18 protein-coding genes are annotated in these 17,441 nt (G+C 73.4%); 13 read left to right on the top strand and 5 right to left on the bottom strand.

Features of this window, described 5'->3' with window-relative positions:
* The first annotated feature begins 146 nt into the window (after positions 1-146).
* Together HHX31_RS21095 and HHX31_RS21090 are read left to right on the top strand one after the other, a co-directional pair.
* Complete coding sequence (locus HHX31_RS21095) at positions 147-1,595, top strand: amidohydrolase family protein (RefSeq protein WP_169950047.1); 1,449 nt, start codon at positions 147-149, stop codon at positions 1,593-1,595.
* Positions 1,596-1,754: 159 nt separating this feature from the next.
* Complete coding sequence (locus tag HHX31_RS21090) at positions 1,755-2,363, top strand: hypothetical protein (protein ID WP_169950046.1); 609 nt, start codon at positions 1,755-1,757, stop codon at positions 2,361-2,363.
* 195 nt (positions 2,364-2,558) lie between these two features.
* Here the strand turns inward: HHX31_RS21090 and HHX31_RS21085 are convergent, their stop codons facing one another.
* The gene (locus tag HHX31_RS21085; RefSeq protein ID WP_169950045.1) at positions 2,559-3,062 is read right to left on the bottom strand and encodes a MarR family winged helix-turn-helix transcriptional regulator; all 504 of its coding nucleotides are present in this window, start codon (positions 3,060-3,062) and stop codon (positions 2,559-2,561) included.
* Between the two features lie 217 nt (positions 3,063-3,279).
* Complete coding sequence (locus tag HHX31_RS21080) at positions 3,280-3,687, bottom strand: four-helix bundle copper-binding protein (RefSeq protein WP_169950044.1); 408 nt, start codon at positions 3,685-3,687, stop codon at positions 3,280-3,282.
* Between the two features lie 232 nt (positions 3,688-3,919).
* Here HHX31_RS21080 and HHX31_RS21075 point away from each other — a divergent pair, with 232 nt between their 5' ends.
* Entirely contained in the window at positions 3,920-4,099 is a 180-nt protein-coding gene (locus HHX31_RS21075; RefSeq protein ID WP_030505005.1) for a DUF4236 domain-containing protein, read from the top strand.
* Positions 4,100-4,328: 229 nt separating this feature from the next.
* Here HHX31_RS21075 and HHX31_RS21070 read toward each other — a convergent pair whose 3' ends face one another.
* Complete coding sequence (locus tag HHX31_RS21070) at positions 4,329-4,556, bottom strand: DUF2945 domain-containing protein (RefSeq protein ID WP_169950043.1); 228 nt, start codon at positions 4,554-4,556, stop codon at positions 4,329-4,331.
* A gap of 394 nt (positions 4,557-4,950) precedes the next feature.
* Between HHX31_RS21070 and HHX31_RS21065 the strand changes: the two genes are divergently transcribed.
* The 3 genes from HHX31_RS21065 (at position 4,951) to HHX31_RS21055 (ending at position 7,929) form a co-directional block, all read left to right on the top strand.
* A complete protein-coding gene (locus tag HHX31_RS21065; RefSeq protein WP_169950042.1) occupies positions 4,951-5,547 on the top strand; it encodes a hypothetical protein in 597 nt (198 codons plus the stop codon).
* A 258-nt stretch (positions 5,548-5,805) separates the two neighbouring features.
* On the top strand, positions 5,806-6,468 hold the full coding sequence (locus HHX31_RS21060) for a fasciclin domain-containing protein (RefSeq protein ID WP_169950041.1): 663 nt from the start codon (positions 5,806-5,808) through the stop codon (positions 6,466-6,468).
* Between the two features lie 675 nt (positions 6,469-7,143).
* Positions 7,144-7,929: a hypothetical protein gene (locus tag HHX31_RS21055; protein WP_169950040.1), complete on the top strand. Its 786-nt coding sequence runs from the start codon at positions 7,144-7,146 to the stop codon at positions 7,927-7,929.
* Positions 7,930-7,994: 65 nt separating this feature from the next.
* Here the strand turns inward: HHX31_RS21055 and HHX31_RS21050 are convergent, their stop codons facing one another.
* The gene (locus HHX31_RS21050; RefSeq protein WP_169950039.1) at positions 7,995-8,195 is read right to left on the bottom strand and encodes a transposase; all 201 of its coding nucleotides are present in this window, start codon (positions 8,193-8,195) and stop codon (positions 7,995-7,997) included.
* Between the two features lie 167 nt (positions 8,196-8,362).
* Here HHX31_RS21050 and HHX31_RS21045 point away from each other — a divergent pair, with 167 nt between their 5' ends.
* The 6 genes from HHX31_RS21045 to HHX31_RS21020 all read left to right on the top strand — a co-directional run bounded on the left by HHX31_RS21045 (position 8,363) and on the right by HHX31_RS21020 (position 16,130).
* Complete coding sequence (locus HHX31_RS21045) at positions 8,363-10,519, top strand: glycogen debranching N-terminal domain-containing protein (RefSeq protein WP_169950038.1); 2,157 nt, start codon at positions 8,363-8,365, stop codon at positions 10,517-10,519.
* A 163-nt stretch (positions 10,520-10,682) separates the two neighbouring features.
* On the top strand, positions 10,683-11,372 hold the full coding sequence (locus HHX31_RS21040) for a dienelactone hydrolase family protein (RefSeq protein WP_169950037.1): 690 nt from the start codon (positions 10,683-10,685) through the stop codon (positions 11,370-11,372).
* Positions 11,373-11,376: 4 nt separating this feature from the next.
* Positions 11,377-12,354: an aldo/keto reductase gene (locus HHX31_RS21035; RefSeq protein WP_169950036.1), complete on the top strand. Its 978-nt coding sequence runs from the start codon at positions 11,377-11,379 to the stop codon at positions 12,352-12,354.
* A gap of 280 nt (positions 12,355-12,634) precedes the next feature.
* Positions 12,635-13,384, top strand: coding sequence for a carotenoid biosynthesis protein (locus HHX31_RS21030; protein WP_311932141.1), 750 nt, complete (start codon positions 12,635-12,637; stop codon positions 13,382-13,384).
* A complete protein-coding gene (locus HHX31_RS21025; RefSeq protein WP_211590107.1) occupies positions 13,372-14,910 on the top strand; it encodes an NAD(P)/FAD-dependent oxidoreductase in 1,539 nt (512 codons plus the stop codon). The genes HHX31_RS21030 and HHX31_RS21025 overlap by 13 nt, the downstream gene beginning before the upstream one ends.
* The gene (locus tag HHX31_RS21020) at positions 14,907-16,130 is read left to right on the top strand and encodes a glycosyltransferase family 2 protein (protein WP_169950034.1); all 1,224 of its coding nucleotides are present in this window, start codon (positions 14,907-14,909) and stop codon (positions 16,128-16,130) included. Before HHX31_RS21025 ends, HHX31_RS21020 begins: the two co-directional genes overlap by 4 nt.
* Here the strand turns inward: HHX31_RS21020 and HHX31_RS21015 are convergent.
* Entirely contained in the window at positions 16,081-16,695 is a 615-nt protein-coding gene (locus HHX31_RS21015) for a glycerol-3-phosphate acyltransferase (RefSeq protein WP_169950033.1), read from the bottom strand. The two genes, HHX31_RS21020 and HHX31_RS21015, sit on opposite strands and share 50 nt — an antisense overlap.
* Between HHX31_RS21015 and HHX31_RS21010 the strand changes: the two genes are divergently transcribed.
* A complete protein-coding gene (locus HHX31_RS21010; RefSeq protein WP_249346226.1) occupies positions 16,652-17,440 on the top strand; it encodes a spheroidene monooxygenase in 789 nt (262 codons plus the stop codon). The genes HHX31_RS21015 and HHX31_RS21010 overlap by 44 nt on opposite strands.
* Position 17,441: the final 1 nt, after the last annotated feature.

Genomic DNA, 17,441 nt, shown 5'->3' with positions numbered 1-17,441 from the left:
CGCGGTCACGCGAGGATACGGCGCGAAAGCCATGGTTGACAGCGGGAGCGGCGCTGGGGAGAGTAACAGCGGATGCAGCGCTGACCGTGTGGCGGACAGTTGTTCGGCGGCGCGCGTCGACCGTCCTGAGGGTGAGGAGTTCGACGATGAACGAGCCGACCGATTTCGGGCAGGACCGGCCCGTGCTGCTGCGCGGGGGGACGGTGCTGCCGATGGACGACGCGCACAGCGTGCTGCCCGGCACCGACGTCCTCGTCGTCGGCGACCGGATCGCGCAGGTGGGTCAGGACCTGCCCGCACCGGACGGCGCCGTGGTGGTCGACGCCGCCGGCGGCATCGTCATGCCCGGCATGATCGACACTCACCGGCACATGTGGCAGACGGCGATGCGCGGCTACGGCGCCGACTGGACGCTGACGCAGTACTTCGTCTGGTACTACCTGGAGTACGGCAAGCTGTGGCGGCCCGAGGACGTGCACGCGGGGAACCTGCTGGCCGGGATCGAGGCGATCGACGCCGGCGTCACGACGGTCGTGGACTGGTCGCACGGGCTGCGGACCGTCGACCATGCCGACGCGGCAGTCGACGCCCTGCGGGCGGTGCCAGGCCGGTTCGTGCTGGCCTACGGCAACATCCAGGCGCCGCCGGCCGAGTGGACCGGTGCGCCGGAGTTCCGCGACTTCGTCAGGCGCCGCATCACGGGCGACGACATGCTGGGCTTCCAACTCGCCTTCGACGTCACCGGCGACCCGGCCTTCCCCGAGAAGCCGGCCTTCGAGGTGGCCCGCGACCTCGGCGTCCCCGTCACGACCCACGCGGGTGTGTGGGGCGCGACCAGCGACGACGGCATCCGGCTCATGTACGAGCACGGCTTCATGACGCCCGAGACGGTCTACGTCCACGCGGCCTCGCTGTCGGCGGACTCCTATCACCGCATCGCCGCCACCGGCGGTTCGATCTCGGTCTCCACCGAGAGCGAGCAGAGCGCGGGCCAGGGCTACCCGCCCACCTGGGCCATCCGCGCGCACCACATCCCCGTGTCGCTGTCGATGGACACCAGCGTCTGGTGGAGCGGTGACCTGTTCTCCGCGATGCGCACCACGCTCGGCGCCGACCGCTCCCGGGAGCACATGGAGGCGCATGCCAAGGGGGAGACGGTCACCCACTGCGCCCTGCGCGCCGACCAGGTCGTGGACTGGGCGACGCGGGGAGGAGCCCGCGCCATCGGCCGCGCGGACGACCTCGGCAGCATCGAACCGGGCAAGAAGGCCGACCTCGTGCTCATCAAGAACGACGCGTCGCCCGTGTCGTTCCCGCTGCTCAACCCGTACGGGCACGTCGCGTTCCAGGCGCAGCGCGGCGACGTGCACACGGTCCTCGTGAACGGCCGGGTGGTCAAGCACGAGCACCGCCTGGTCGGCGTGGACCTCGCCGCGGCCCGTCGCGAGGTGGAGCGGACCGTCGAGTACCTGCGCTCGACCCTGGGCGAGGAGGCCTGGCAGAAGGGGATGAACCCCGACATCCCCGAGACGAAGATCCTCGACAACCCCTACACGTACACCGACTACAGCAGCGCGGCGACGCACAGCGCCTGAGCTGGTGTGACACGCGCTCGGGCCGGGGGGAGAAGCCTGGGAGATTCATGATTGTTTGCGGTTATTTGTGAGATTGACTCACCGGTGGGGTTAATGTGGGCAGCCACCCGCGGAAGCCGTGGAGCTTTCCCCCGTAACGACCGCTGGGAGTTGTCTCACATGCAAGGGCATGTCCCGCCGCAGCTGAGCCAGGACGATCGTTTCCGGCAGGAGATCCTCTCCAGCCGGGATCAGCCGCCGGCCACGACCAAGAACAGGAAGCCCCTCGTCTTCGCCGCCGTGGCCCTTGTCGCCGTGCTGGCCGCCGGGGGAGCGGGCTACGCCCTTCGCGGCGGCTCGGGCCCGGCGACCCCGCCCGCCGGAGGCGGCGTGCAGCAGTCGGCCCCCGCGCAGGACGGCGGCTCCGCCGGTGACGGCGACCAGGCCGAGGCCGGCGGCGGACAGGACACGCAGGGCTCGGCCGACCAGGGTTCCGGAGAGCAGGGTTCCGGAGAGCAGGGTTCAGGCGGGCAGGACGCGAGCGGGTCCGGCGGAGACGGCTCCGGTGGCGGCAAGGCGCCCGCCGGAGGCGGCGCGGACACCGCGGCCGGTTCCTCGGGAGGCGGTTCCTCCGGGCAGCAGGGCTCCGGCGCCGACCGGGCGGGGACCGGCTCGTCCGCGGGCGGCGCCTCGAAGGGCGGTTCGGGCCAGGACGAGGGCGAGACCCCCTCGGGCGCGGACGGAGCCGCCGGGCTCATCCCCGGGGCCTGCGCCGATTCCGGCTGCTGACCCCGCCACACCCTGCTGACACACCCTGCTGACCCTGCCGGCCCCCGCTGGGCCCTGCCGACCTCGGCCGGCCGGGCCGCTCGGCGGGGGCTGCCTCCGGAGGCGGCCGCGAGTGACGATGATCAGGCGGCCGTGAGTAACGTGGCGACGCGGACGGCCCCCCCGGCGTTGTCCGGGCGGCTGAGCGCGGTGCGATCAGGAGGACGGGCCGGGCCAGCCGAGCGGGAAGGCGACGCCGGCGGGCGGTTCGCCCGCCGCCTCGTTGAACTCCCGCATGGCGACGATGAGGGCCTGCCGCCGTGACGCCGGCATCCGCGCGAGGATCGCGGCGATCTCCTCCTTGCGCCGGGCGGTGACCTCGTCCACGATGCGCCGTCCGTTGTCGGTCAGCCGAAGCAGCGTCTCGCGCCGGTTGTGCGGATTGACCTCACGCTCCAGCAGACCGGTGACGGCGAGGCGGTCGGCCATGCGCATGGCGGTCGACGGGTTCACGCCGAGTTTCTCAGCCAGCGTCACCAGCTTGGTCTCGCCCTGCCCGACCACGAGCAGCATGCGGAACTGCGGCAGGGTGACCCGGTCCTCCGCGGCGGCGAGGGACCGCGCGGAGACCGCGACCAGCACGCGAGAGGCGGTGAGCACGGCGACGGTGACGGCCTCCAGGTCGTCGCCCAGGGGCTCCTCGCCCGCTTCCATTGCCATAGGCACCGTTTTTACACGCTCGCGCCTGCCGCCACGTCATCGCGCCGGGCAAATCGGGTGGGTGAGTCCGCCGGGCGAAATCGGCTGGGCCGACGACCTGCGTGGATCGGCGCGAACCGGTGCGCCCCGGCGCGAAGGAGCGGCGCGAACGTGTGGCGGGCCCGGTCGCGTTCGCCCCGGCCGGGGGAAGCCGGCCGCCCGGACGTCCGGGCGGGTGTCAGCCGAGCGAGGCCAGCAGTTCGTCGCAGGCATGGGCGCAGCGGCGGCACGCCTCGGCGCAGACCCGGCAGTGCTCGTGCACGTGGGCGTGCCGGCCGCATTCGTCGGCGCAACTGCGGCACGCCTGCGCGCACGCCTCCAACTGGGCGCGCGTCAGGTTCGCGTCGTAGCCGGTGTGCCGCGACAGCACCCGGCCCGTCGTCGCGCAGATGTCGGCGCAGTCGAGGTTGGTGCGGATGCAACGGACGAGTTCCGCGACCGCCTGCTCGCTCAGACAGGCGTCCGCGCAGGCCGTACAGGTCTGCGCGCAGTCGAAGCAGGCCTCGATGCACTTCGCCAGCGCCTGTCTGTCCACGCCGCCGAGATCGGCGGGGTAGGTCTCCAGCATCACTCCGGCGTGCCCCATGGCATCGCTCCTTCCGGTCTCGGGCGGGGCGCCGTCAGGCGGTGAAGACCCCGGCCGGCGCGACCGGCCCCGGAGCCCCAGGTGCCCGGTGACTGTCCGGTCCGGGTCCTGACGGCGAAAAAGCTCGTGCAGGTCTGGGCCATACCCTCCGGCGGGGAGGTAAACGGAGTAAATCTTGTGTGCTGATCGTCTTCCTGGGTAGTCGGGTGCCACCAACGTCATGGAGGGACCCATGGGCTGGAGCTACAGAAAGTCGATCAAGATGGGGCCGTTCAGGCTCAACCTGTCACGCGGCGGCGTCGGGCACAGCTACGGCGGACGCGCCTTCCGCGTCACGAAGACGGCGGACGGGCGCCGCACCCTCACGGTGAACCTGCCCGGCGGCTTCCACTGGAAGAAGACCCTCAGCTAAGGCACCGTCCACGGACGTTCACCGGGATCGAGGGAGCGGAGCGGAGGGGAGCGGAGGGGAGCGGCGAGGGCCCAGCGGAGCGGGCTTCGCGAGGACCGGAGCTTCCCTCCGGCGCGGTGACCGACCCGGCCGGGGTCCGTGGACACCCCACCAGGGGAACGGTGCGGGCGACCCCCGGCTGTCCGTCCGGGCCGGACGGACAGCGGTCCGCCGCTCGCCGGACGGGACGTCACTCCTTGGGATGCAGCGCCGACGGCTTGTGCACCGCCTCCCCGCCGCTCTTTTCGCTGCGTACGAGGAACTGCGGGTCCTCGGGTGAGGCGGCCACGGTGCGGCCCGCCTCCTCCGTGCGCTCGGTGATCTTCTTCTCGACCTTGCCGGTCGCGGTGCCGCCGTGGCTTTTCCAGGTGACCTCGTCGCCCACCGACGGCTCTTCCCTCTTGTTCTTCTTACTCATACGTCCGGCCCTACCCCGGCGGGTACGCCACCCTCCCGGCATCACGCCCAAACGGCTCTATTTCCGGCAAAACTCGCGTACGAGTCCCATGTCGGGGTGGGGAACCCATGTCGGCGTCCTCCGACGGGACCCGCCGCCCGGCCGAGCCTGCGTACCTGACCGTGCCCGCCTGACCGTGCCCGCCTGACTGTGCTCGCCTGGCCGGGCCTGCCGTGCCCGCAGGGCTCGCCGCGCCCGAGGCTCGCGCCGTGTGCTTGCGGGTGCGATGGGGATCTTTGCGGGTGATGCACCCGATCACCATGCTTGACCGGACATTGGTCGTCGGATGCGTGATCACTCCCCGGTGCGGCGCTTACGGTCGTGCTCGTACCATCCATGACCTCGGGGGAGTCTCATGCCTCTCTTTACAGCCGCTGTGCTGGCCGGCGCCCTGCTGTCGGGGCCGGCAGCCATGCCGCCGGACCCGGTGCCGCCCGGAACGAGGGCCACCACGGACAAGACCACCGCCGCGTCGCCGTCCACGGATCGGCCTCAACTCGCGCCGCCGCCCGGCATGACGCCCCAGGCCGCGCCCTTCCCGTTCCCCATGCCCCAGGCGCCGCCATGGATGGCTCCCGGTGGGACGGACGGACGGCGGAGCGACACGGGTGCCGCTCCTGTCGTACGGGCCGGTTCGAGCACGCCCGGAGTCTCCGGCACGGTCGCGGGAAAGCCCGTCCAGACGTCGGGCGACCTGGCGCCGGGAGCGGGGAACGAGACCAGGTACGTCCCGGTGATCGATCCCAAGACGCGCGACGTCTTCATCCAGCCCGTCATCGGTTCCGGCGCCTCCGGCCAGACGCAGCCGTTCACCTTCCGCCCCGTCAACGGCGTTCAGACGACCAGGTACTACCCGGCGCCCAGGACACAGCACAAGACGGCGCAGCAGAAGGCGCCGCGTAAGAAGACGGTCGCCCGCCCCAGCCAGCACCACGTGTCGCACGGCTGGTGAGCCCGTCCCGGACGGCCTGACGGAAGAGGCCCGTGTGATCGGCCCGCCTGGTCGGCCCGCCGCACCGGTGCTGAGCCGGTGTGGCGGGCTCTTCCGATGTCGCCGTCCGCAGGGGTCGGCAGGCGCGGGCGGCCGTGCGGGTGGCACGCCGCGCACCGCGTCCGGTCCCGGGACCGACCGGCGCGTTCGCTCCGTGTCTCGTCACGCACCCGACCCGCCACCCAGCAACGACCTTTCCACGACTAAGGAAGCACAATCATGAACACCCGTCTGCTCGCCCTTGCCGCCCTGACCGCGGCGCTCTCGATGTCCGCGGCCTGCGGCAGCCAGGGCGGCAACCCCGCGGCTCCGGTCGCGGCGAACGAGACCGCCACGGACATGACCACCGAGACCCCCAGCGCGGAGGCGAGTGAGAGCGCCACCGCGACCCCCTCGGCGTCGCCGTCTGCCGCCGGGGCGCCCGTCGGCGCCGGTTGCGCCTCGCTGCCGGCCTCGGGCAAGGGCAGCCCAGCGGAACTGGCCAAGGTGCCGATCGGCACCGCGCTCGCCGACATCCCGTCGCTGTCGACGCTGGCGCGCGTGGTGAAGAAGGCCGGCCTGGCGGAGACGCTCAACTCGGCCCAGGACATTACGGTGTTCGCGCCGTCGAACGAAGCGTTCAACAAGATCCCCAAGAGCCAGCTCGACCAGTTGTTGTCGAACCGCAAGTCGCTCAGGGGGTTGCTGGCCTACCACGTGGTGAAGGGCCGCAAGACGCCGACGGACATGCACGGTGAGCTGACCTCTCTGGAGGGTCGGAAGATCAAGGTCTCGGGGTCCGACTCCAGCCTCAAGGTCAACGACGCCGCTGTGACCTGTGGGAACATCGCGACGAGCAACGCCGTCATCTACGAGGTCGACAAGGTCCTCATGCCGAGGTGACCTGCCGTCGTCCTGCGACAGCCGCACAGGGGTGAGCCGCTCACGGCTCACCCCTGTCTCGTTCGCCCGCAGGCGCGCCCCCTAGGCGCCTCAGATCGTCCGCGCCCGGCGGCGTCACCACCCGCCTCAGGCCTACACCGGCCATCTCCCTGCCGCGATCTCTCTCCGGGCATGAGCGCGCGCCGCCAGGCTCCGCCGCGCTTCATCCAGGGCCTCCCGCTTCCCCGTCTCCATAACCGACCGTCCGGCTTCCCCGGGTCGGACGAGCGCTCCGTCGCGCGCCTGTGCCGCGACACCTGTGCCGCGACACTGCCGCCGCGCACCCGTGACGGTCTTCCCGCGCGCCCTCGTACGCTCGGGGACTCAGTGCGGACCATCGCGGGCCTGTCCCCGGCGGGCCGCTCACTCTGGGCCGTTCGGTATCGCATCTCCGCCATTTCCGGAGAAAGCGCGCACACCTCTATCGTGCGCTTATTTCGCCTTTTATTATCAGTGGCACCTTTCGTCCGGATAAGGCGTTTTTTTGAGGGATGAGCTGAGGCGTCCTGTGGCCTATGTCCTGATGAGGCCGATCCTCTTATTTGACCGGACACTGAGCGTCGGGTCCGTGATCGCCCGGCATCGTGCGCTTAACTTCGTCCTTGTACCGTCCACCAGATTTCGGGGGAAATTCTCATGCCTCTAGTCACTGCCGTACTCGCCGCAGCACTTCTGTCTGGCCCCACGGGCGCGCCCGCCGACCCGGCTCCGCTGTCCGCCGGCGAGTCGATGGCGCCCGGCAAGCAGATCGCCGCGCTGGCGATGAGCCACCCGGAGGAGCCCGACTTCGTCGCTTCCAAGGCCCTGGAGATCCTGAACAAGGGCGCGAACGTCGGCCCGTTCTTCTCGCCCGAGGACGAGACCGACGTCCAGGGCCCGAACGGGCCGATGGCCGACGCCCAGGGCCCCAGCGGTCCGATGGCCGACAGCCAGAACCCGAACGGTCCGATGGGGGACAGCCAGAACCCCAACGGCCCGATGTCCGACAGCGGGCAGGCCGGCGGCCCCGGCGGGGGCGGCATGATGGGCAACGTTCCGATGATGGGCGGCGGCCAGCCCGCCGGCGCCCCCGCGAACGGCGACCAGGCGAACGGCTCGCAGCCGGGCTTCATGTTCACGATGCCCGCCACCGGCAAGAACAACAACCAGGGCGGCCCTCAGGACGTCTTCCTCAACCCCTCGGCCAGCCAGCCGCAGTACACGAAGCTCTCCGGCGACGACTTCACCCGCAAGCCGGCGAGCAAGGAGGTCGAGGACGAGGACGCCGGCGCGTGGGCGCGGCCGTTCTTCTCCGGGGCCATGTCCGGGGGCGTGGCCAAGGCCGGCATGCCCAAGGCCGCCAAGGCGAAGGCCTCCGGGCCCAAGGCCAAGGCCAAGGCGCCCGCTTCGCGGGACCTCTGGAGCATGCCGGGCTGGGACTGAGTGCCCGCGCCGCGATGAGGTGACGCGGTGGCACGACGGAGGGGTGAGCCGATCCGGCTCACCCCTCATCCATGATCGCGGGTCCCGGCGGCGCGACGCAGTTCGACGACCTCCACCAGGTCGGCCAGGTCGACGTGGGCGGCCACCTCCGCGACGGACGCGCAGTAGCCGACGTGGTAGCCCAGGTGCCGTACGCGGAGCAGCGGGCGGCCCTCGATGACGACCGGGTCGATCTCGTGCCCCTCGGAGCTCACCCACCTGCGCATGCGGGAAGAATAGGAAACGCCAGGTCATAGACAGGCAAAACCGTCCCCGTACCCGTCTGTTGTTCCGTCAAGGCGGACATTGGGCCGCAAACATGGCGAAAACTGGCTCTTTCTCCGGGTATGACGCCAACCGTCGAGACCGAGGGACCGGGGCCGGGGTGATCGGCATGACGAGCGGGTGGACGTTCGAGGGACAGCCCAGCGCCATCGGCGGGGGCGCCATGACGCTCGTCGCCGGGGGGTCGTTCTGCGTGTCGGCCCGCAACGGCGACATCCGGCCGGGGTCGGCGCAGGGGATCTACTACGCGGACACCCGCCTGCTGTCCCAGTGGGAGCTGCGGGTCGACGACGGCGCGATCGAGGAGTTGCAGGTTCTCGCGCGCGAGCCCTACCACGCCACCTTCGTCGGCCGTGCCGCGCCGCGGCCGGGCCAGGCGGAGAGCACGCTGCTGGTCGTGCGCGACCGGTACGTCGGCGGCGGCCTGTCGGAGGACCTCACCATCCGCAACATGTCCCACGAGCCGGCCGGCTGCATGGTGACCCTGCACATCGGCTCCGACGTGTGCGACCTGTTCGAGGTGAAGACCCACCGGGTGCACTGGGTGGCCGACGTGACGACCTCGGCGGAGGAGCGGTCGCTGCGCATGTTCTCGGTCAGCAAGGCCCGGGGCGTGCGGGTGGTCGGCGAGACCGACGGCACCCCCGTGCTGCCGGTCGTCAACCCGCGCCTGCTCGTCTTCCGCGTGGTGGTGCCCCCGCGCGGAGAGTGGACGGCCTGCCTGCGGGCCAACCCGATCATCGACGGGGTCGAGACCGAGCCGTGGTACTCGGAGAAGAGGCTGTCCCCCGCGGTGGCCCGGCGGGCGGGACGGCTGTTCGAGTGGGAGGAGCGCCTGCCCAAGGTGACGACGACCAACGCCTCCCTGGCGGGCATCCTGCGGCAGTCCCACAACGACCTCGGCGCGCTGCGGCTGTTCGACCCCGATCACCCCGAGCTGCCGCCGACCGTCGCCGCCGGGGCGCCCTGGTTCATGACGCTGTTCGGCCGGGACTCGCTGCTGACCTCGTGGCTGGCCCTGCCGCTCGACCCCGACCTCGCGTACGGCACGCTGAGCCGGCTGGCCGAGCTGCAGGGCACCAAGATCGACCCGTTGACCGAGGAGGAGCCGGGGAAGATCATGCACGAGCTGAGGTACGGCGCCAGGCAGGACGACACGTCGGCCACCGGCCACGCCTACTACGGCTCGGTCGACGCCAGCCCGCTGTTCGTCGTCCTCCTCGGCGAACTGCGCCGCTGGGGGCTGCACCGGGAGGCCGTGGATCGGCTGCTGCCGCACGCGGACGCCGCCCTGGAGTGGATCGAGCGCTACGGCATGCGCGACGGCTTCCTGTGGTACCAGCGAAAGACCGACCAGGGCCTGCTCAACCAGGGCTGGAAGGACTCCTTCGACGGGATCAACTTCGCCGACGGCACGCTCGCCCGGCCGCCCATCGCCCTGGCCGAGGTGCAGGGGTACGTCTACGCCGCCTGCATCGCCCGCCACTACTTCGCCCAGGAGACGGGCGACACCGAGAGGGAGCGGCGCTACCGGGAACTGGCCGCCGAACTGCGCGCCCGGTTCAACGAACGGTTCTGGCTGCCCGGCCGCGGCTACTTCGCCGTGGGGCTCGACCACGAGGGCCGCCCGATCGACGCGCTCGCCTCCAACATGGGCCACTGCCTGTGGTCGGGGATCGTCGACAGGGACAAGGCGCCCGCGGTGGCCGAGCACCTGCTCTCGCCCCGGATGTTCACCGGGTTCGGCGTCCGCACCCTCGCCTCCGACATGGGCGCGTACAACCCGATGAGCTACCACAACGGCTCCGTGTGGCCGCACGACAGCGCGCTCGTGGCGGCCGGGCTCATGCGCTACGGGTTCGTGGAGGAGGCCCAGCGCGTCGCCACCGGCCTGCTCGACGCCGCGCGGGCCTTCGGCGACCGGCTGCCCGAGCTCTTCTGCGGGTTCGACCGTGAGGAGTTCCACCTGCCGGTGCCCTACCCGACCTCGTGCTCGCCGCAGGCGTGGGCCGCGGCCACCCCGGTCCAGCTCGTACGGCTCCTGCTGCGCATCGACCCGTGGGTGCCGCACGGCAGGGTGTGGATCGCGCCGACGTTGCCCAAGGGGTTCGGCGAGCTGCGCATCTCCGGCATTCCGCTCGCCGGCGTGCGCGTCGACGTGGAGGCCACGGAGGACAGCGGCGCGGTGCACGTGAGCGGCCTGCCCGAGGACGTGCGCCTCATCCCCGAGCCGCGTCCGCCCTCGGGGTCGGGCGCCCACCCGTGACCCGGGGAAGGACGGGCGGCGCCGTGCCTGGGAACACCCGGTTTGCCGGGACTGTCCTGGGGTACGCCCGGATGTTCCGCGAAGTCCGGTGAAGTCCGGCTGGGGTCCGCGGAGCGCACATGGCCCAGGCGGAGCGGGCGGTAGCGCGGCAGGGGAGGGCGTCATGAGCGGAGTCGAACTCAGCGTGCGAATCCCCCTCGCCGGGGTCGTGCTCGACGCGGACGTCGCGGTCCCCGCGGACGCCAGGGGAGCGGTGCTGTTCGCCCACGGCAGCGGCAGCGGCCGGCACAGCCCGCGCAACCGGTACGTCGCGGCGGAACTGCGGAGAGCCGGGCTCGCCACCGTCCTGGCCGACCTGCTCACCGTGGAGGAGGAGCGCGAGGACGCGTTCACCGGCCACCTGCGCTTCGACATCGGCCTGCTCGCGGAACGGGTGGGCGGGCTGGCCGACCGGCTGCCCGACGACGAGCTCGTCGGCGGCCTGCCCGTAGGGCTGTTCGGCGCGAGCACGGGCGCCGCCGCCGCGCTCGTGGCCGCGGCGGCACGGCCGGGCGGCGTCGGGGCGGTGGTCTCCAGGGGCGGCAGGCCCGATCTCGCGGGCGGCGCGCTCCGCTCGGTGCGCCAGCCCACGCTGCTGATCGTGGGGGAGCGCGACACGGTCGTCCTCGACCTCAACAGGACGGCGATGCGCGAGATCGCCGGGCCGGTGGAGCTGGAGATCGTGCCCGGGGCCACGCACCTGTTCGAGGAGCCGGGCACGCTGGAGACGGTCGCGCGGCTCGCCCGCGACTGGTTCCTCCGTCACCTGGCGGGTGGAACGCCCCCCGCCCACGGCCGCCCCGCTACGATCTGACCTCATGGAACAGCGCGTGTTGGGCAGGACGGGCAGGCAGGTGGGTGTCGTCGGGCTGGGAGCCTGGCAGCTCGGGGCCGACTGGGGCGAGGTGAGCGAGGCCGACGCGCTGGCCACGCTCGACGCCGCGATCGACGCCGGGACCACCTTCATCGACACGGCCGACGTGTACGGCGACGGCCGCAGCGAGAAGATCATCGGGAAGCTGCTGAAGGAGCGGCCCGGCCTGACCGTGGCCACGAAGATGGGCCGCAGGGTGCAGCAGACGCCCGACGCCTACACCCTCGACAACTTCCGCGCCTGGACCGACCGATCCCGCGCCAACCTCGGCGTCGACACCCTCGACCTGGTGCAGCTCCACTGCCCGCCGAGCGCCGTCTTCGACACCGACGAGGTCTTCGACGGTCTCGACACGCTGGTCTCCGAGGGCCGCGTCGCCGCGTACGGCGTGAGCGTGGAGACGGTGTCGGAGGCGCTGACCGCGATCGCGCGGCCCGGCGTGGCCACCGTGCAGATCATCCTCAACGCCTTCCGGCTCAAGCCGCTGGACGAGGTCCTGCCCGCCGCGGAGAAGGCCGGTGTGGGCATCATCGCCCGGGTCCCGCTCGCCAGCGGCCTGCTTTCCGGCAAGTACGGCCCGCAGACGGTCTTCACCGAGGACGACCACCGCAACTTCAACCGCCAGGGCGAGGCGTTCGACGTCGGCGAGACCTTCTCCGGCGTCGAGTACGGCGTGGGCCTCCAGGCGGTCGACCGGCTGCGCGGCCTCGTGCCCGAGGGCATGACGATGGCCCAGTTCGCCCTGCGCTGGATCATCGACCAGCCCGGGGTCAGCGTCGTCATCCCCGGCGCCCGCAACGCCGCCCAGGCCAGGGGCAACGCGGCGGCGGCCGGGTTCCCCGCTTTGCCGGCCGAGACCCACGAGGCGGTCCGCGAGGTCTACGACGACCTGATCAGGCCGCAGGTGCACCACCGCTGGTGACCTGCCGCCGCGGCGTGCCCGCGGCCGATGAGCCCCGTCGCAGGGGCCGGGGGCATCCGATCACGGGGATCCGCTCGAATCACCCTGTGTGAAGACGAGGAACATCACAGCGGCCGAGGCCGGCGCCACACCACACGGGCGGCGCGGATCACGCCGGCCGCGCCTGAAGGGGCCGTGGCCGTCCCGGCCGCGGCCGGACGCGGCAGGCGGGGCAGGCGGGGCACACCTGGCGGACGCGGCAGGAACGGGCGGCGTCCGGCGCGCGACGACCGTGGCCGTCGTGATCGCGCTGGCCGCGCTGGTGGCCGCCCAGATCGCTACGGGGCTGCGGCCCGGCGACCTGCGCCTCACCACCGTGGTCGTGGTCCTGGTGGCGGTGTGCGCGCTCGCCTTCGCGGCCGCGGCGTACACCCCGGCCAGGGCGGCGGGCGCGTTCGCGGCGGCGGTGGCCGCGGGCTTCGCCGCCGAGTGGATCGGCGTCAGGACGGGCCTGCCGTTCGGCGACTACCGCTACACCGACGCCCTGTGGCCGCGGCCCGGCGGCGTCCCGCTGATCGTCGCCCTCGCGTGGGGCGGCATGGGCCTGGCCGCCCACGCCGTCGCCCGGCGCGTGGCGCCGCGCGGCCGGCCGGCCCCGATCGTCACGGGCGCGCTGGCGCTCACCTCCTGGGACCTGTTCCTCGACCCGCAGATGCTCAGGCTCGGGCTGTGGGTCTGGGCCGAACCCGGGCCCTACCGCGGCGTGCCGCTCAGCAACTTCGCCGGGTGGCTGCTGGTCTCCCTCCTGGTCATGACGCTCATCGACCGCGTCACGGTCCGCGCGGAAGGCGCCCGCGCGGGAGGCGCCCGCGCGGGAGGCGGCCGTACGGGGGCGAGCGGGCTGGTCGCCCTCTACACGGTGATGGCGGTGATGGAGACCGTCGGCTTCGCCGTGGTCTTCCGGCCGCCCGATCTTCTCGTGGCCGCCGCCGGGGGGCTCGCGATGGGCACGTTCGCCCTGCTCGCCTGGGGACGCGCATGGCGGAGGTGATCGTGGTCGGCGGCGGCGTCGGCGGCATGGTGGCCGCCCTGCTGCTCGCCAGGGACGGACACGACGTGCGCGTCTACGAGCGGCTGCCCCGGCTGGGCGGCAAGCTGGCCGAGCACAGGCGGGACGGCTTCACGTTCTCGATCGGCCCCTCGCTGCTCACCCTGCCGGGCCTGTTCCTGGACCTCGGCGTCCCGCTCGACCTGGTCGAACTCGACGAGCTGTGCCGCTATCACTGGCCGGACGGCTCGACAATGTCGACCTACCGCGACCCGGAGCGCACGGCTGAGGCGGTGGACCGGCTCGCGCCGGGCGAGGGCCGCGGCTGGCGGGACTACCACCGCTGGGCCGGGCGCTGCCTGGACGCGTCGATGCGCACCTTCTTCGCGGGACCGCTGTCAGGGCCCGTCGTCGACCCGCCGATCCCACGGTCCGGCCATGGGGCCTCGGGGACCACGGGCGGACCGGACGGGCGGCGCGACCCCGGCCGGCGGCCACGGCCGGGCGACCTGCTCGCGGTCGCGCCAGGCCGCACGCTGGACGCGCTCGCCGGACGCTTCTTCCGGGACCCCCGCCTGCGGCAGTACGTCGGCCGCTACGCCACCTACGCCGGGTCGAGCCCCTACCGGGCGCCCGCCGCCCTGGGCTGCGTCCCCGCCATCGAGCACGGAGACGGCGGATGGTACGTGCGGGGCGGCCTGCCCCGCCTCGCCGACGCGCTGGCCGCGTCGCTGGCGAAGGCGGGCGTCGAGATCCACCTGGAGACCGAGATCGGCGAGGTGATCGCGGGCCGGGGCCGTGTGGGCGGCGTCCGCACGGTCAGGGGGGAGACGGTCAGGGCCGACATCGTGATCGTCAACGCCGACGCGGCGGCGCTGTACGGGCGGCTCCTGCCCGACCGTGCCCGGCTTCGCCGGATAGCCGGGCTCGGCCTGTCGTCGTCCGCGTTCCTGCTGCTCGCCGCCGTGGAGGGGCGGACCGAGGGCATGCCGCACCACTCGGTGGTGTTCTCCGCCGACTACCGGCGCGAGTTCCGCGACATCTTCGACCGGCGGAGGCCGCCGGAGGACCCCACGGTTTACATCGCCCGCCCGGTGGCGGACGACCCCACCCAGGCCCCCGCGGGCGCGGAAAGCTGGAGCATGCTCGTGAACGTCCCCGCCGGCGACCCGGCGCGCTGGCCGATGCCGCCCGAGGCGTACGCGGAGCTCGTGCTCGGCCGTCTGGCGAGCAGGGGCCACGACCTGTCCGGCCGGCTGCGCTTCCTCGACCTGCTGACCCCGGCCGACCTGCGCGACCGGTACGGCGCGTGGGGCGGGGCGATCTACGGCGGCGCGTACGGCGGTCCGATGGCCCCCTTCCGCCGTCCCGGCAACCGGGGGCCGGTGCGCGGCCTCTACCTCGTCGGCGGTTCCGCGCATCCGGGAGGCGGGCTGCCGCTGGTGGCCATGGGCGGGCGGATCGTGGCCGCGCTGGTGCGCCGCGACTTCCCCGGCTCCGCCCGGCGCGCCGGGAAGGGGCGCCGGTGAGCGCGGGCGCGGTCGGAGGGTCCCGGGCGGCCGGGACACTCGGGCGGGCGCTCGCCGCCGCCCAGGCCGTCGCCGCGCTGGTCGTGCTGGCGCGGCTCGCCCGCGGCCGCCGGCGGCTCCCGCCCCTCGCCGCGCCCGGCGGCGGGAACCGGGTCCGGCAGCCCCGGGGCGACGGCGGGCCGGACGTGTCGGTGGTCATCCCCGCCAGGGACGAGGAGGGGCGGCTCGGTCCCTGCCTGCGCGCGGTGCTGGCCGACCCCGCCGTCGCCGAGGTCATCGTGGTCGACGACGAGTCGGCGGACGGCACCGCGCGGCTCGCCGCCGCGTACGGCGCGACGGTGGTGCCCGGACGTCCGCTGCCGGACGGCTGGGTGGGCAAGCAGTGGGCGCTGCACCAGGGGCTGTCGCGGGCGCGCGGCGAGATCGTGGTCACCCTGGACGCCGACACCCGGCCAAGGCCCGGCCTGTTCGGCGCGCTCGCCGCCGCCCTGCGGGACCACGACTTGGTCAGCGCGGGCCCCCGGTTCGTCTGCGACGGCCTCGCCGAGCAGGCGCTGCACGCGTCGTTCCTCGCCACGCTGGTCTACCGGTTCGGCCCCATCGGGCCGCCCGCCCCGCCGCCGCCGCACCGCGTGGTGGCCAACGGCCAGTGCCTGGCCTTCCGGCGGGAGGCGATGCGGCGGGCCGACGGCTTCGCCCGGGTGCGCGGGCACATGACCGACGACGTCGCCCTCGCCAGGGCGCTCGCCGCCCGCGGCTGGAGGGTCGGCTTCCTCGACGCGGCGGAACTGCTGGAGGTCGACATGCACGAGTCGGCCGCCGGGGTGTGGCGGGAGTGGGGGCGCTCGCTCCCGCTGCGCGACGTCACCAGCCCCGCCTGGCAGGCCGCCGATCTCGCCGTCGTCTGGCTCGCCGCCGCGTTGCCCGCGCTCCGCCTGGCCGCCGGGCGGCCGACCCGGCTCGACCTGGCGCTGCTCGCCGTACGGGTGCTCCTCGGCGCCGCGCTGCGGCGCAGCTACGCCCGGCCGGGCGCGGGGGTGGCGCTGTCGTTCCTGCTCGACCCGGCCACAGCCGTACGGCTCACGCAGGCGACGCTGCGGCCCGTCAGGACCTGGCGGAGCCGCGCCTACCCCGCCACGCCTGACGGCGGCGGCGACGGCGCGGGCGCCGTCACGCGCGGCGCGCGGCCAGCGCCGCCTGCCCGAAGCGCAGCCCGATGAGGCACATGAGCGCCCCGGTCGCGGCGACGTGGCCGATCGGCGCGAACGGCAGTTGCAGCAGCGGGATCGCGAACACCCCGGCCCTGGCCCCGATCGCGAACGACCGCGTGAGCAGGAACACCACCCCGAGAACGGCGAGCGCGAGCACGAACGCGGGCGGGCAGATCACCGCGACGCCGCCGGTGAAGGTCAGCACGGACCGCCCGCCGCGGAACCCGGCGAAGACCGGCCAGGCGTGGCCGATCATCGCGGCCGCCACGGCCAGGTACGCCGCGGGGGCGCTCGCGCCCGCGACCACCCCCGCCCCGGCGGTGTGCGCGCCGCCGGCCAGCAGGCCGAGCAGCCCGGCGAGCACGCCCTTGGCCATGTCCCCGGCGAAGACCGGCGCGGCCGTACGGCCGCCGAGGCGCTCGCGCACGTTCCAGAAGCCGGGGTTGCGGTCGCCGATCTCCCGGGGGTCGGCCCCACGCCGCCCGGCGACCAGCACCGCGACCGGAACAGAGCCGAGGAGATAACCGCCGATGGACGCCACGAGCAGGGGGACGAACGGCGGGAGCGTCGTCACGTTCCACCTCCAGAGATACGAGGACCGGGGGGCGATGCGTCACATGGCCTTCGACCGCCCGGTGCTGCGCCGCACCGGGGGGCTGCTGTTCTGGCGGCTGCTCGGCACGGGCAGGGGAGCGTCGATGACCTTCGGCGCCGACCTGCGCCGCTGGGCGCTGCTCGCCGTCTGGCGCGACGAGCGGGCGGCCGAGGAGTTCCTGACGCGCTCGCCGATCCCGGCCAGGTGGCGGCGCGAGGCCGTGGAGACCTGGGACGTACGGCTCGCGCCGATCTCCTCGCGCGGGCGCTGGAAGGGCGTCGAGCCGTTCACACCCGTGCCCCGGCCGCCTGGTCACGCACCGTCCCCTGCGGCGGCGGGGCCCGTGGCGGTGCTGACCCGGGCGTCGATCCGGCCGTCGCGCCTGACCGCGTTCTACCGGTCCGTGCCCACCGTCGACCGGTGGCTGCGGGCCCAGGAGAGCTGCATCGCCTCCGTCGGGCTGGGGGAGTGGCCGCTGGCCAGGCAGGCGACCTTCTCGCTGTGGCGCGACGCCGCCGCCGTACGCGCGTTCGCCTACGCCGGGCGGGAGCACCGTGAGGTCGTCGAACGGGTCCGCGCCCACGACTGGTACTCCGAGGAGCTGTTCGCCCGGTTCATTCCCTACGCGAGCGCGGGCACCTGGGGCGGCGCCGACCCCCTCGCCGGTCTGGTGTCGCCGGGTCAGGGGGCGCCGGGTCAGGGGGCGCCGTCCGGCAGTGCGTGAG

The organism is Microbispora sp. H11081, assembly GCF_012999535.1.
Classification (GTDB): domain Bacteria; phylum Actinomycetota; class Actinomycetes; order Streptosporangiales; family Streptosporangiaceae; genus Microbispora.
The sequence above is the reverse complement of the archived record's forward strand: the minus strand, read 5'-3'. Positions and strand labels throughout refer to the sequence as shown.